Origin of the sequence: Massilia oculi (genome assembly GCF_003143515.1) — a bacterium.
GTDB classification, from domain to species: Bacteria; Pseudomonadota; Gammaproteobacteria; order Burkholderiales; family Burkholderiaceae_D; genus Telluria; species Telluria oculi.
Genome location: NZ_CP029343.1, coordinates 5,092,714 through 5,108,073 on the forward strand (window position 1 = coordinate 5,092,714; position 15,360 = coordinate 5,108,073).

At 68.5% G+C, this 15,360-nt stretch carries 7 protein-coding genes; 4 read left to right on the forward strand and 3 right to left on the reverse strand.

Features of this window, described 5'->3' with window-relative positions; translation table 11 throughout:
- Nucleotide 1: 1 nt before the first annotated feature.
- From DIR46_RS23005 to DIR46_RS23015, 3 genes are read right to left on the reverse strand one after another with little or no spacing between them, the layout of a single operon-like run.
- Complete coding sequence (locus tag DIR46_RS23005) at nucleotides 2-1,657, reverse strand: response regulator (RefSeq protein WP_109347305.1); 1,656 nt, start codon at nucleotides 1,655-1,657, stop codon at nucleotides 2-4.
- 16 nt (nucleotides 1,658-1,673) lie between these two features.
- Complete coding sequence (locus DIR46_RS23010; RefSeq protein ID WP_162819602.1) at nucleotides 1,674-2,783, reverse strand: ATPase domain-containing protein; 1,110 nt, start codon at nucleotides 2,781-2,783, stop codon at nucleotides 1,674-1,676.
- A gap of 13 nt (nucleotides 2,784-2,796) precedes the next feature.
- Nucleotides 2,797-3,924, reverse strand: a complete 1,128-nt coding sequence (locus tag DIR46_RS23015; protein WP_109347307.1) for a metallophosphoesterase — start codon at nucleotides 3,922-3,924, stop codon at nucleotides 2,797-2,799.
- A gap of 343 nt (nucleotides 3,925-4,267) precedes the next feature.
- Between DIR46_RS23015 and DIR46_RS23020 the strand changes: the two genes are divergently transcribed.
- The 4 genes from DIR46_RS23020 (at nucleotide 4,268) to DIR46_RS23035 (ending at nucleotide 15,226) form a co-directional block, all read left to right on the forward strand.
- Nucleotides 4,268-7,456, forward strand: coding sequence for a TonB-dependent receptor (locus DIR46_RS23020; RefSeq protein ID WP_205289028.1), 3,189 nt, complete (start codon nucleotides 4,268-4,270; stop codon nucleotides 7,454-7,456).
- 104 nt (nucleotides 7,457-7,560) lie between these two features.
- Nucleotides 7,561-9,099 carry a tryptophan halogenase family protein gene (locus tag DIR46_RS23025; RefSeq protein WP_109347309.1) on the forward strand — a complete coding sequence of 513 codons (1,539 nt, stop codon included), beginning with the start codon at nucleotides 7,561-7,563 and terminating at the stop codon, nucleotides 9,097-9,099.
- Nucleotides 9,096-11,801 (forward strand): beta-mannosidase, encoded by a 2,706-nt coding sequence (locus DIR46_RS23030; protein ID WP_205289029.1) that lies wholly within the window; start codon nucleotides 9,096-9,098, stop codon nucleotides 11,799-11,801. Before DIR46_RS23025 ends, DIR46_RS23030 begins: the two co-directional genes overlap by 4 nt.
- Nucleotides 11,798-15,226 carry a GH92 family glycosyl hydrolase gene (locus DIR46_RS23035; protein ID WP_229446373.1) on the forward strand — a complete coding sequence of 1,143 codons (3,429 nt, stop codon included), beginning with the start codon at nucleotides 11,798-11,800 and terminating at the stop codon, nucleotides 15,224-15,226. The genes DIR46_RS23030 and DIR46_RS23035 overlap by 4 nt, the downstream gene beginning before the upstream one ends.
- The last annotated feature ends 134 nt before the right edge of the window (nucleotides 15,227-15,360 follow it).

A 15,360-nucleotide genomic window follows, 5' to 3' on the forward strand; every position in this document is an offset into this window, starting at 1 on the left:
GTCAGCGCGGCTGGCGCGCGCCGCGGCCGGCTGTTCGCTTGCGCAGCGCGGTGACGAAGGCGTCGTTGATGGCCCCGAGCGACGCGGGCTTGCGCACGAACCCCACCTTCAGTTCCTGCAGCCGTTCGGGCGACAGCATGTAGCCGCTGGTGAGCACGACCGGCAGCGCCGGATGGTGGGCGGCCAGCCAGCGCGCCAGGTCGACGCCGTCCATCTCTCCCGGCATCATCACGTCGGAGAACACCAGGTCGACGTCCGCCAGGTCGCAGGCGCGCGCCGCATCGGCGCTGCTTGCCGGGCGCACCTCGACCCCCAGCGACTGCAGCAGCGCGCCGGTCGTATCGGCCACGTCGGGGTCGTCCTCGACGTACAGCACGCGCAGGCCGCCCAGGCCGTCGGCGCGCAGGGTGGACGGATCGACGCCCGGGCTTGCGGCCTGCTCCTCGCTGCGCGGCAGCAGGATGCCGATCGTGGTGCCGACCGGATCGCGCCGGATGAAGGCCAGGCCCTGGCTCTGGATGGCGAAGCCGTACACCTGCGACAGTCCGAGCCCGGTGCCCTTGCCCATCGGCTTGGTGGTGAAAAAGGGCTCGAAGGCCTGGCGCGCCGTTTCTTCGCTCATGCCCTGGCCGTCGTCGCTGACGAACAGGCCGACGAAGTCGCCGGCCAGGTGTCCGCCTTCCGGCAGCGCGGGGTCGGGCAGGGTCCAGTTGCGCGCCGTCAGCGTCAGCACGCCGCCATCCGGCATGGCGTCCCGCGCATTGCCGGCGACGTTCAGCACCGCCGCGTCGAGCTGGGCCGGGTCGACCACGACCCGCCAAAGGCCGGGCGCGACGTCGCTGCGCAGTTCCATGTCCCGCCCCAGCGTGCGCAGGATCATGTCCGAGGTCGCGCGCAGCTGCGCGCGCAGGTCGACCGCGACGCTGGCCAAGGGCTGGCGGCGGGCATAGGCCAGCAATTGCTGGGTCAGCGCGGCGCCGTGGTCGGAGGCGCGCCGGATGCCGTCCAGCGCGCGCGCCACGCGCGCGTCAGGGCTGTCCGCCAGCAGCATGCGCAGCAGGGTTTCGCTGCCGGCCACCACCTGCAGCATGTTGTTGAAGTCATGGGCGATGCCGCCCGTAAGCTTGCCGAGCGATTCCAGCCGGCGCGCTTCGGCCAGCGCCTGCTCGATCCGGCGCCGTTCGAGCACCTCGCGTTCCAGTGAGGCGGTGCGGCGCGCCACCGTCGCCTCGAGTTCGCCGGCGTGGCCCGCCAGCTGCGCCAGCTGGTCGCGCACGGCGAACTGCAGGCGCCGCGTGCGCAGCGCCGAACGCAGCGCCATCGACAGCACCAGGCGCGCGGTGGGGCGGATGAGCAGGGTCACGTTGCCGAGGTCGCCCAAGCGCCGGAAGCGGCCGTCGTCGACGTCGCGGCTGTCGGCGCCGGCCAGCACCAGGATCGGCAGGTCGGACCATGCCGGCTGGCGACGCAGCCGGTCCGCCAGGTCTTGCAGCGTGCAGTGCGCCAGGCCTTCTTCGGTGATGACGATCGCCAGCGCGCCGTCGTCCAGGGCTGCGTAGAATGCAGGCGCGTCGGCGCAGACCCTGGCCGCCACGTCTTCGCGTTCGACGATCGCGCGCAGGGCGGCGGTGTCGCCCGCCAGCGGGGCGAATACCACGACCGCTTGTGTCGACTCAGGCGCCAAGGGCCGCTACCCCGATGTGGTCGTCGTCGCTGCGCACCCGGGCGCCGATGCGGATGCCGTCGTCGGTCAGCTCGAGCTCGCGGATTTCGTGCTCGTGCGGTCCCTGGCGCTTCTTGAGCACGCACAGCGCCTTGCACACGATGTGGTCGCGCTCGTAGTAGCGCAGCGAAATGATATTGTCGGTGATGATGCTGACGGCATCGGGCTCCTTCGAGGTATCCAGCCGCGCCGAATGGGCGCCGACGACGATCGAGGACACGTTCATATTGCTCAGGTAGGAGAACAGCTCGTTCATCTGCGGCAGCAGCGACTTCTCCTCGCGGATCACGTCCAGGTAGGAATTGATGCTGTCGATGATCACCAGCTTGACGTCGAGGTCTTCGACCAGGCGCCGCACGTTCCAGATGAATTCGCCGGGCGAGATGCGCGACGGGTTGACGCGGCGCAGGAAGAAGCGGCGATTGTCGCCCGGGTCCGCCGTGTCGCCGGCGCCGGCGTCGCCGGTGTCGAGGTCGCGCACCGGTCCTTCGCCCATGTCCGCGACCAGGCGCGAACGCAAGGTCGATTCGGATTCGTCGAAATTGAAGTAGGCGACCTGCAGGCCCGACCTGACCGCCGACCGCGCATACTGAAGCGCCAGCGTGGTCTTGCCGACGCCGGAGGGCCCCAGCACCATCGTCGAGCTGCCGGCGACCAGCGGGCCTCCCGCCAGTTCGTCGAGGGTCTCGATACCGCTCACGATGTCGTTGCGTTGCGGCGGCCGGTGATGCTCCTGCGCGATCAGGCTCGGAAAGACCAGGATCTCGCCGGGCAGGATCTTGTAGTCGTGCCAGCCGCTCTGGAAGCTGCCGCCCCGCATCTTGACGACGTGCAGGCGGCGGCGGGCGGCGCCGAAGCTGCGTTCCACGTACTCCAGCGAGATCACGCCATGCACGGCGCTCTGCAACTCGTACTCGCGGCCATCCGAGGTGATGTCGTCGAGCAGCAGCACGGTCGCGCCGATGCCGCTGAGGCGTTCGCGCAGGGCGATGATCTGGCGCCGGTAGTGGGCGCTGTCGCGCGCCAGCAGCCTGATCTCGACCATCGAATCGATCACCACGCCACGCATTCCATCACTGCGCGCGCTTCAGGACGAACTCCGTGATCTCGGCCGGCACCCCGAGCCGGATCGGGAAGCCATTCCACAGCCCGGTGCCATTGCTGACGTACAGCTGCATCCCGCCGATCCGATAACCGCCCGAGACGTAGCCGCCATTCGCGCGCTTCACGACCTGGTCGACACCGCGGATCATGCCGCCATGGGTATGGCCCGACAGCTGGACGTCGATCCCGGCTTCGGCATTGGCGGCGACGCCGATCGGCTGGTGGCTGAGCAGCACGACCGGCGCATCCGGCGCCGAGCCTTCGAGCGCGCGGCGCGTGCCTGGTCCTTCCATGCCGAAGCGCGGCGCCACCGGGTCGGTGACGCCGGCGATCGTCAGGCGGCCGCCATCGTGGTCTATCGTGGCGTGGCGGTTGGCCAGTACCCGCATGCCAAGTCCTTCGAAGGCGCGCGTCCAGCGCTCGGCGCCGAAATAGTATTCGTGGTTGCCCAGGCTGGCGATGACGCCGTGCCGCGCCGCCAGCTCGGCCAGCGGCCTCACGTCGCCTGCGCGCGCCTGCGGCGAACCGTCGATCAGGTCGCCGGTGATGACGACCAGGTCGGGCCGCAGCGCATTGCTGCGCTCGACCACCTCGCGCACCCAGGCCCCGTGCATCAGGCGGCTGATGTGCAGGTCGGTCAGCTGTACCATCCGGAAGCCGATCAGGGCCGGGGGCAGGTCGCGGATCGCCAGCTCGACACGGCGCACTTCGGGCACCTGAACCGCCTGGCCCACGCCGACCGCCGACAGCAGCGCGCCGAAGGCCACCACGGCATACCGCATGCGGAGCGTCAGGCGCGCATCGACGGCGCGCCCGCGCCGCAGCGCCCAGGCGGCCAGCAGGGCCAGGTCGGCCAGCAGCTGCAGCAGCAGCACCAGCAGGAAGCTGCAATACAACCAGCCCAGCAGGATGATGAAGATGCGCGGGATCTCGGGGGAGAACATCGTGCCGAACACCCAGCGCTGGATCAGGTGGTGCTGGCAGACCAGCAGCAGGCCGAGTCCCAGGCCGATGCGGGTGGCGCGCTGCAGGGGGAGGGGAGCGATCAGGCGCAGTACGAGGTACAGGTAGGCGAGATAAACATAGGGAAAAAACACAGCGGCAACACTCTTGTCTCTGGTTAAGTTTCCGCGATGATATCGCACCCGACGCCGGGGAGCGGACGTATACCCGGTTTAACCTCGTTTACTAAACTTCGCTAAACTTCGCCCAATCCGTGAAAGACTGTTGAGTGGAAGTTATTTCCTTTGTATAAATTCGCTTGTTGTTACACGAAGACCTCTGCTATGCACACGGCATCACTGTCGTTTAGTAAATCCCTGTGAACGCTATCATCCAGGCGTTCCGCATCCCGGGGACAGCACGGCACGCCGCTCGATGGGGCCCGAAAGGCTCCACCCAAAAGAAAAGCCCCCGTAGGGCAAGACCAGGAGACAAACGATGACTTCAAGAACCCAAGCCGCTTCCCGGCAGCAGCGCTGCCGCGTCACGCCCATCGCCATGGCGGTCGGCGTTGCGCTGATGTCCCTTTCCAGCGCCTACGCGCAAACCGAGACCGCGACGGCGCCGCCGGCCGACCAGCCGGTCCAGCCCGCAGTCCAGTCGCCGGCCGCTTCGGCGCTCCCGACCCCGGCCCAGCAGAATGCCGCCAGCCCGGCCGCGACCGTCCAGGTGACCGGCTACCGCTACGCGATCGAGAAAAGCCTCGACCAGAAGCGCGACGCCAACTCGATCGTCGAGGTGGTCACTGCCGAAGACGTCGGCAAGTTCCCGGACAAGAACGTGGCCGACGCGCTGCAGCGCGTGCCGGGCGTGGTCGTCACCCGCAGCGGCGGCGAGGGCAAGAACGTTTCGGTACGGGGCCTGTCGTCGGAACTGACGCTGACCCAGTTGAACGGCAACTACGTCGCCACCGCCGAGTCGAACGGCGACCCGTCCCGTTCCTTCAACTACACGCTGATGCCGTCGAACATGCTGGCCAGCGCCGAACTGTACAAGACCTCGGAAGCGCGCTTCGACGAAGGCGGCATCGGCGGCACCGTGATCCTGCGCACCCGCCGTCCGCTGGACGTGAAATCGGGTTCCGGCTTCGTGAACGCCGAAGGCACCTGGTCCGACACCACCAAGAAGACCGACCCGCAGATCTCCGGCCAGTACGCCTGGCACGACGAGAGCAACCGCATCGGCGTCCTGATCGGCTACACCCAGCAGAAGCGCACCATCCGCACCATGGGCGGCAGCACCTCGAACTGGCAGTGGTACAGCGACAGCCGCACCACCAATCCATCGGTCGACGTCAACGGCCAGCCGAACGGACTGAACTCGTACTGGTGGGGCGAATCGGGCTTCTACAACCAGGATGGCGATTACTACACCAACTTCGCGCTGCCGACCTCGGTCAACCTGGACGTGGTGACCAATGAGCGCGAACGCAAGGGCGGCCAGCTGACGCTGCAGTTCAAGCCCCTGCGCAACCTGAACATGACGGCCAACTATTTCCGCTTCGACTTGAAGCAGAACACGCAGACCAATTCCCTCAAGATTCCCGAATGGAGCATCGCGCGCTTCGACGGCGACGGCAACTATCCGGGCGGCCGCATGCTCGACCGGTTCACCTTCGACCCGAGCGGCACCATCGTCACCGGCGCCCAGTACAGCGCGCGTCCGGGCAAGAATTACTATTGCAGCTCGGAGCAGGCCGGCGCCGGCGGACTGACCAACACCGGCGGTTTCGGTCCCGACGACTGCACCATCCCGACCCCGCAGATCGCCGGCAACCTGAGCCGCGAGAAGGCGCTGTCGCAGACCGCCGACTTCGAGCTCGAATGGAAGGGCGAATCCCTCGACGCGAACATCAAGCTCGGTCGCACCTGGGCCGAGGGTGGTCCGGAAATGACGCTCGGCATGCCGATCAAGCCGCGCCGCCAGAATGCCGACGGCAGCTGGAGCCTGGGTAACTACTACTCGGCGTGGGACCTGACCGGCACCCCGACCATGAACTTCTCGCCGGAGCTGATGGCCAACCTGCGCAATGGCATCGGCGAGATCGACCTCGGCTCGACCAGCTCGTCGTGGACCCGCAACAAGACCGACCAGAACTACGCCCAGACCGACCTGACCTGGCACGTCGACAACAGCAACTGGCTCGATTCGATCCAGTTCGGCGCCAAGTACCGCGACGGCGGCACCAACCGCCGTACCGGCAATAACTACTGGGTGTGCCAGGGCGCCGATCCGGGCGACTACGACAGCCGCTTCCAGAACGGTTGCGACGTCAATGCCAACAAGTTCCGCCCCGACTTCCTGTACAGCGAAGAGCTGGGCAACCTGACCAACGGGCTGAAGGCCAGCGCCTTCCCGGCCATCAACTACCCGGCCTACATCGCGCACCTGAACAGCACCTATGGCGCGATGCAGACCCGTAACGAGGACAACTTCGTCTACAACGTCGACGAGAAGATCACGTCGATGTACGTCCAGGCCAACATCAAGACCGACCGCCTGCGCGGCAACCTCGGCATGCGCGTGGTGCGCACCCGCCAGCACGCCGATTCGACCGATCAGGTCGATTACTACAACGACTACTTCTTCGACGGCCCCGACGGCTCGCCCGCGCCATGCCTGCCGGGCGGCGCACCTGCCGCCGGCGCGCCGGCCGGTTCGGGCTGCACCAGCGGCTTCACCGTGCTGTCGGACAGCCAGACGAATCCGGCCAGCGGCCACATCTCGACCTTCGTGGTGAGCGCGCTCGACCGTACCTACACCGATTACCTGCCGAGCCTGAACCTGGCGTTCGACCTCACCGACACCCTGCTGCTGCGCGGCGCGGCGTCGAAGGTGGTGGCGCGTCCGAGCTACAACGCGATCGCCGCTCCGGGCAGCCTGCGCAACTTCAGCCAGGAATACGTCGACGACCGCCGCCTGATCGGCGGCGGCGACCAGGTCGGCTGGTTCGGCTCGGGCAGCAACAAGGAACTGGACGCCTACAAGGCCACCCAGTACGACCTGGGCCTCGAGTGGTACTTCACGCGCGGGTCGGTGCTCGGCGCGGCCGTGTTCCGCAAGAACGTGAGCAACTTCGCGGTGCCGGTGGTGCGTGACGTGACCCTGGACATCGGCGGCGAGGCGGTGGCGGTGCAGAGCTACAGCACCAGCGCCGGCGGCCGCGATGCGGTGTCCAAGGGCATCGAGTTGTACGCGCAGCACACCTTCAGTTCCGGCATCGGCTTCCAGGCGAACTACACGTACAACAAGACCAACCAGGCCGCGATCACCTTGTCCAATGGCCAGCAGATCGGCACCTCGCCGCTGGTGGGCAGCGCCAAGAACCAGGCCAACCTGACGGTGTTCTACTCGAACGACAAGATGATGCTGCGCGCGTCGTACAACCGTCGCGGCGAAGTGGTCAACGGCCTCGTCAACGGTTTGAACGTGTATGACGAGCCGTACAGCCAGGTCGACCTGAACGCCGCCTACAACTTCACCAAGGAACTCAGCCTGACCGCGTCGGTGCTGAACCTGACCGAGGAAGAGTCGCGTTCCCGCCTGGGCAACGACACCAAGGCGCGCTACTACTCGAGCGGCTACGCCGGGCGCGTGGCCTACGTGGGCCTGAACTACAAGTTCTAAGCCCCGGCTCCGCTCCTTCCCCCGCTCCGTCTCCGGGGCGGGGGAAGGCGTATCCATGGCCTTGTCCGCACCGCGGCCAGGGTCTTCGTTCCATGGACATGTCAATGAATGCACACGACGGCGACACCCACGACCGGGTCGGCCGGATCACGATCGTCGGTGGGGGCAGCGCAGGCTGGATGGCCGCGGCCGCCCTCGCCACCTACGTCGGCAGGGATGCGACGATTCGCCTGGTCGAGTCCGAAGCGATCGGCATCGTCGGCGTGGGCGAGGCCAGCGTGCCCCACCTGCGGCTGTTCAATGGCCAGTGGCTGGGCATCGACGAAGCCGAGTTCGTGCGCCGCACCCAGGCTACCGCCAAGCTCGGCATCCAGTTCAAGGACTGGGGCCGCATCGGCGACAGCTATCTCCACGGCTTCGGCGCGCCCGGCCGGTCTCTCGGCCCGCTGCCTTTCCACCAGCTCTGGCTCAAGGAGCGCCTGGCCGGCCGGGCGGGGCCGATCGGCGACTATTCGGCGCAAGGCCTGATGGCGCCGCTCGGCAAGTTCGCCCCCGGCGAGCGCAACGCGACGCCGGATTCGCCGCTGGCCGACATCGCCTACGCCTACCACTTCGACGCCACCCTGTATGCGCGCTTCCTGCGCGAACTGGCCGAAAGCCGCGGGGTACAGCGCATCGAAGGCACGATCAGCCACGTCAACCAACGCGCCGCCGACGGCTTCGTCGAGTCGGTGACGCTGGAAGACGGGCAGGTCGTCGACGGCGAGCTGTTCATCGACTGTTCCGGCTTTCGCGGCCTGCTGATCGGGGAAGCCCTGGGCACCGGCTACGTCGACTGGTCGCACTGGCTGCCGTGCGACCGCGCCCTGGCCGTGCCGAGCGAACGGGTCGATCCGGTAACGCCCTACACCCGCGCCACCGCGCAGGCCGCCGGATGGCAGTGGCGGATCCCGCTGCAGCACCGCACCGGAAACGGCTATGTCTATTCCAGCCGCCACGTCATCAGCGACGACGAAGCGCATGCCACGCTGCTGGCCAATCTCGACGGCAAGGCCCTGGCCGAGCCGCGCCGGCTGGCCTTCACCACCGGCATGCGCAAGCAATTCTGGAGCCGCAACGTGGTGGCGCTGGGATTGGCCAGCGGCTTTCTCGAGCCGCTCGAATCGACCAGCATCTACCTGGTCCAGTCCGGCATCACGCGCCTGCTGGGCCTGTTCCCGCGACGCGATGTCAGTCCGCTGCTGGCCGAGCGCTACAACCGCGATACCGCCGCGGAATACGAACGCATCCGCGATTTCCTGATCCTGCACTACCACGCCACCACGCGCGACGACACGCCATTCTGGAACGCCTGCCGCACGATGGCGATTCCCGACAGCCTGCGCGAGGCCATCGAACTGTTCCGCGCCGATGGGCGCTACCTGCGCCATGGCGAGGACTTTTTCGCCCTGCCGAACTGGGTGCAGGTGATGCTGGGGCAGGGCATCGTGCCGCGCAGTTATCACCCGATGGTCGACCAGGTGCCCGGGCAGCGGGTGGCGGAGCACGTCGACGGCGTGCGCGCCATGCTGGCGCAGGCCGTCGCCACCATGCCGACCCATCAGGAATGGATCGACCGCTACTGGAAGGCTCCCGTCGCATGAATGCACTGTCCGCAATGATGTCCTCCACGCGCCTGCTGCTGGCGCTGACCCTGGCGCTGTTCGCCGGCGCCGCCCAGGCCCAGGCCCCGCTGCAGTTCACCATCGACCAGGGCTGGACCTTCCGCATGGTGCCGGGCGACGCCCAGGCCGGCGCCTATCCGGAAGCGGCGCCGTCGCGCGCGGCGACGGTGCCCGGCACGGTGCACACCGACCTGATGGCGCACGGCCTGATTCCCGACCCCTATGTCGGCGCTGCCGAGGCCGGGCTGCAATGGATCGGCCTCGCGGACTGGGAATACCGCGTGGAATTCGACGCCCCGGGCGCGGCCATGCGCAACGCGCGCAGCGACCTGGTGTTCGAAGGACTGGACACCTTCGCCGAAGTCTGGCTCAACGGCCACAAGGTGCTCGACGCCGACAACGCCCACCGCACCTGGCGCGTGCCAGTGGAGAAACGCCTGCGCGCGAGCGGCAACGTCCTGCGCATCGTGCTGCGTTCGCCGATCGCGCGGATGCTGCCGCAGGTCGCGGCGATGCCGCACAAGATCGCCGGCAACTATCCCTCGCCCTACGGCGACGAGCCGAAGGACGCCATGACCGCCAACTTCGTGCGCAAGCCCGGCTATCACTACGGCTGGGACTGGGGGCCGCGCTACGTCGGCGCCGGCATCACCAGGCCGGTGGTGCTGGAAAGCTGGGATGCGGTGCGCATCGACGACCTGCAACTGCGCCAGGACCGGGTCGACGCCACGCGCGCCGACGTGAGCGCGATCGCTTCGCTCGACGCGGTGCGCGAAGCTACGGTCGAGCTGCGCCTGTGGCAGACCGCACCCGATGGCGCGCGCACGCTGGCCGCCCGCCAGCGCGCCCGGCTGGCCGCCGGCGCCAATCGCATCGCGCTGCCGGTGACGGTCGACGGGCCGCAGCGCTGGTTCCCGAACGGCTACGGCAAGCAGCCGCTGTACCGCTACGAGCTCGAGGTGATGGACACGGCCGACGGCAAGGCCCGGCTGGCGAGCGTATTCGCCCGCACCGGGCTGCGCAGCGTCGAACTGCGCCGCGATCGCGACCCGCGCGGCACCGCCTTCTACTTCGTCGTCAACGGCATCCCGGTGTTCGCCAAGGGCGCCAACACGATCCCGTTCGACATGTTCCAGCCGCGCGTCAAGAAGGCCCAGCTGCGCCGCGCGCTGGAACTGGCGCAGGGCGCCAACATGAACATGCTGCGCAGCTGGGGCGGCGGCTACTACGAAGGGCGCGACTTCTATGACCTGGCCGACGAGCTGGGCCTGCTGGTCTGGCAGGACTTCATGTTCGGTGGCGGCATGCAGCCGGCCTACGACCCGGCGTTCCGCGCGAACGTCGTGCACGAGGCGCGCGACCAGGTGCGGCGCCTGCGCAACCATCCGAGCGTGGTCCTGTGGTGCGGCAATAACGAGCAAGAGATCGCCTGGAAATACTGGGGCCACGGCAAGACGCTGAAGGCGGCCGATCCGGCTTTCGCCGACCAGGTGTGGAAGGGCTATGTACAGCTGTTCGGCACCGACCTGCGCCAGGTGGTGCGGGAAGAGGGCGGCGGCATCGGCTATTGGTCCAGCTCGCCGAGCGAAGACTTGCAGGAAGTGGCCAATTCCGAGGCCAGCGGCGATATGCACTACTGGGAAGTGTGGGGCAATCCGGCCCATCCGGTCAGCAAGTACCTGGAGATCACGCCGCGTTTCATGTCCGAATACGGCCTGCAGGCGTGGCCGGTCCAGCGCACCATCGACGCCTTCGCCCGGCGCGACCAGCAGCAGCTCGGCTCGCCCGTGATCGACGCCCACCAGAAATTCATGGCCGGCAAGGGCAACGAACGCCTGATGAAGTACATCGAGGACGAGTTCGGCACGCCGCGCGACTTCGCCGGCTTTGTCTACTTGAGCCAGGCGATGCAGGCCGAAGGCATCGAGCTGGCGGCGCTGCATCACCGGCGCAGCCGCCCGTACACGATGGGCTCGCTGTACTGGCAGCTCAACGACGTCTGGCCGGGCGCTTCCTGGTCCGGCATCGACTGGTATGGCCGCCCGAAGGCGCTGCACTTCCACGCGCGCCGCTTCTTCGCGCCGGTGGCGCTGGCTGCGCTGCGCGACGCCGGGGGCGAGACCGGGGTCAGCCTGCTCAATGACCGTACCCGCCGCGTGCGCGGCGAGCTGCGGACCCGCGTGATGACGCTGGACGGCACGGTGCTGCGCGACGACAGCAAGGCGGTCGAGATGGCGCCGCTGTCGGCGACCAGGGTGGCCGGCTACCGCGACGCCGGGCTGCTGGGCAAGGCCGATCCCGCATCCACCGTCGCCGTGTTCGAGCTGCGGGCCGAGGACGAACCGCCTGCGCGCGCGGTGGTGTACTTCGCGCCGGCCAAGCGCATCGCCTGGCGGGATGCGGGCCTGAACGCCACACTGCGCCGCGACCCGGCGCACCCCGGCGCCTACCTGCTCGACGTCTCCGCTTCCAGCGTCGCGCGCGCGGTCTGGATCGACTTCGGCAATCTCGACGCCGACCTGTCCGACAACGCCTTGACCCTGCTGCCCGGCGAGCGCATCACGCTGAACGTGACGTCCGATGCCAGCGAAGACGCCTTGCGCGCCGCCCTGCAACTCCGCACGCTGGCCGATGCCGTGCCAGCCACCCTTCCACAGACCAGGAGCCCCTCCGCACCATGACGCAGAACGCCACCGCTCACGATTCCCGCAGCGCCGCCTTGCTGTCCGACCAACCACGCAGCGCCGGCCCGCGCCTGCGCGCCATCGCCGCCCAGGTCGCCGCCGCCGCGCTGCTGCTCGGCTGCGCCAGCACCACGCCCGACACCCTGGGCCCCGCCGGAGGCGCGGCCCGGTTCTCGAGCTCGTTCGAGACCAACGACCCCATGCCGGTCGCCCTGGCCGGCGGCGGCGTGCGCGTCGAAGCCGGCGCTGGCCCGGAGCGTCCCTACACCGCCAAGGCCAAGGCCGGCTACACGGGCCTGCGCGCACTGCGCTACCAGGCCGAAGGCAGTGGCGGGCGGATGCAGCTGTTTCCGGTCGATATCGCCATCGATGCGAACACCACGCTGTCGTGGAAAGTGCTGCCCGAGATCGTGGACGACGACACGGTCGCCTCGACCGGCGTCTCGCTCGACCTGGTGCTGGACGACGGCAGCCGCCTGTCGCAACTCGGCGCCCTCGATCACCATGGCGTGCGCCTCGGCGCCGCCTCCCAGGCCGAATCGAAGACCCTGTACCCGCAGCAGTGGGCGAACAAATCGGTGCGCCTGGGCCAGCTGAAGGGACGCCGCATCAAGTCGATCGAGCTCGAGGTGCAGCCTGCCGGCGGCAAGGCCGGCAAGGCGGTCGGCTGGCTGGACGACATCGTCATCGCCGACCAGGCGCCGCTGGCCGTCACGCGCGTGTCGGACTACGTGCGGGCGACGCGCGGCACGCAGGCCAACGGCACCTTCTCGCGCGGCAACAACATTCCGGCCACGGCGATGCCGCACGGATTCAACTTCTGGACCCCGGTCACCGACGCCAGCACGCTCAGCTTCATGTACAGCTGGAACGAGAAGAATGGTCCCGACAACCGGCCGCGCCTGCAGGCGCTGTCGCTCAGCCACCAGCCGAGCCCCTGGATGGGGGACCGCCAGACCTTCCAGGTGATGCCGTCGGCCGCCAGCGGCCAGCCCGACCCCGACCGCCAGCGCCGCGCGTTGTCGTTCTCGCACGAGCAGGAAGAAGCGCGTGCGCATGGCTACCGCGTCGACTTCGACAACGGCATCCGCGCCGAGATCGCGCCGACCGAGCGCGCCGCGGTGTTCCGCTTCCGTTTCCCTCGCGATGCCGACGCCAACCTCCTGTTCGACAACGTCGACGCGCGCGGCGGCCTGACGCTGGACGCGGCGACCCAGACCCTGCGCGGCTACACCGACACCCGCAGCGGCCTGTCGAACGGCGCCTCGCGCATGTTCGTGTTCGCGCGCTTCGACCAGCCATGGACCGCCAGCGGCGCGCTCGAGACCGGACGCCCGACCGGCTACGTCAAGTTCAAGCCCGATGCCAACGGCGAGGTGCGCATGCGCATCGCCACCTCGCTGATCTCGCTCGAGCAGGCGCGGCGCAATCTGGAGATGGAAGTCGGCGACGCCGGTTTCGAGACGGTGCGCGAGCGGGCCCAGGTCGCCTGGGACGCCGAACTGGGCCGGGTGAACGTGCAGGGCGCCAGCGAAGACCAGCTGGTGACCGTGTACTCCAACCTGTATCGCCTGTTCCTGTATCCGAACATGGCCCGGCCGGACTGGCGCCATGCCGACCAGAGCGGCTGGTCCAAGGACAATGCCGGCGGCGACGCCGCCAGCACCTCGGCCAGGATCATCCCGGGCAAGAACTTCGTCAACAACGGCTTCTGGGACACCTTCCGTACCACCTGGCCGGCCTACGCGCTGCTCACGCCGACCCGCGCCGGCGAGCTGGTCGACGGCTTCCTGCAGCAATACCGCGACGGCGGCTGGATGGCGCGCTGGTCGTCGCCGGGCTATGCCGACCTGATGGTGGGCACCAGCTCCGATGTCGCCTTCGCCGACGCCTGGCTCAAGGGCGTGCGCGGTTTCGACGTGCACCAGGTCTACGAAGCGGGCCTGAAGAACGCGACGGTGGCGCCGCCGGTCTCGAACGTGGGCCGCAAGGGCCTGGCCAAGTCGATGTACCGCGGCTACGCCGACACCTCGGTGCACGAGGGCATGTCGTGGACGCTGGAAGGCGCGCTGAACGACTTCGGCCTGGCCCGCATGGGGCAGGCGCTGGCGGTCGAAGAGGCCGGCAAGGGCAATTCGGCGCGCGCGCGCCGCTACCGCGAGGAGAGCGAATACTTCGCCTCCCGCGCCACCGACTACGTGCACCTGTTCGACCCGGCGACGAACTTCTTCCGTGGCCGTGACGCCAAGGGCCAGTGGCGCCAGCCGGCGGCCAGCTTCGAGCCGCGCCTGTGGGCGGCGGACTACACCGAAGCCAACGCCTGGACCTTCGCGTTTACCACGCCGCATGATGTCGAGGGGCTGGCCAGCCTGATGGGCGGACGCGACAAGCTGGCGGCGCGCCTGGACCAGTTCTTCGCCACCCCGGAGACGGGTGAGGAAAAATTCTCGGGCCGTTACAAGCGGGTGATTCATGAGATGACCGAGGCGCGCGACGTGCGCATGGGCATGTATGCGCACAGCAACCAGCCCTCGCATCACATTCCGTGGCTGTACGCCTCGGTCGGCCAGCCGTGGAAGACCCAGGCGCTGACCCGGGAAGCGCTGCGCCGCCTGTACCTGGGCAGCGAGATCGGCCAGGGCTATGCCGGCGACGAGGACAATGGCGAGATGTCGGCCTGGTACACCTTCGCCATGATGGGCTTGTATCCGATGCGGATGGGCTCTCCCGAGTACGTGATCGGTTCGCCGGCCTTCGCGCGCACCGACGTGCGGCTGGAGAACGGGCGCATGCTGAGCGTGATCGCGCACAACAACAGCCCGCAGAACGTGTACGTGCAGTCGCTCAAGGTCAACGGCAAGCCGTGGAACCAGGCCTGGATCAGGCACGCCGACATCGCCAATGGCGCCACCCTGGAATTCACGATGGGCAGTGCGCCGTCGGCCTGGGGTAGCGACGCGGCCAGCCTGCCGGCTTCGCTCACGCCCTCGGGCGCGCAGCCGGAGGGCCTGGACGACCGTAGCGGCGGCGCGCGCAGCGTGACACTGGACGGCAAGCGCACCGCCGGCGCGCTGGTGGACGACGACGCGGCGACGGCGCTGTCGCTGCCGCCGCGCGCCAGCGTGGCGTTCGCATTCGCGGCGCCGACCCGGATCAGCCACTACACGATCACCGCGGGCGCATCTGCCCCAAGGGCCTGGGCTGGACGCTGGAAGGCCGCGCCGGCAAGGGCGGCTGGACCGCGCTCGACCGGCGCAGCGGCGAGCGCTTCGACTGGGAACGCCAGTTGCGGCCGTTCGGTATCGCCAAGCCGGGCGCCTACCGCGAATACCGCCTGCGCTTCGACAACGGCAGCACGGTCGAGCTGGCCGAACTCGAGCTGCTGCAGCCGGGCGCGCGCAAGCCGTCGACCGGTGTGCTGAGCGCCAGGTAAACACGACATCGGCCCGCAGTATGTACGTCCTGCCGAGGCAAGACATGCCTCGGCAGACCCCGGCGGCAGGCGGCGCGAGGCCTGTTTACTAAAATGCGCTAAAAAGCGCCGGGCCAATTGCTC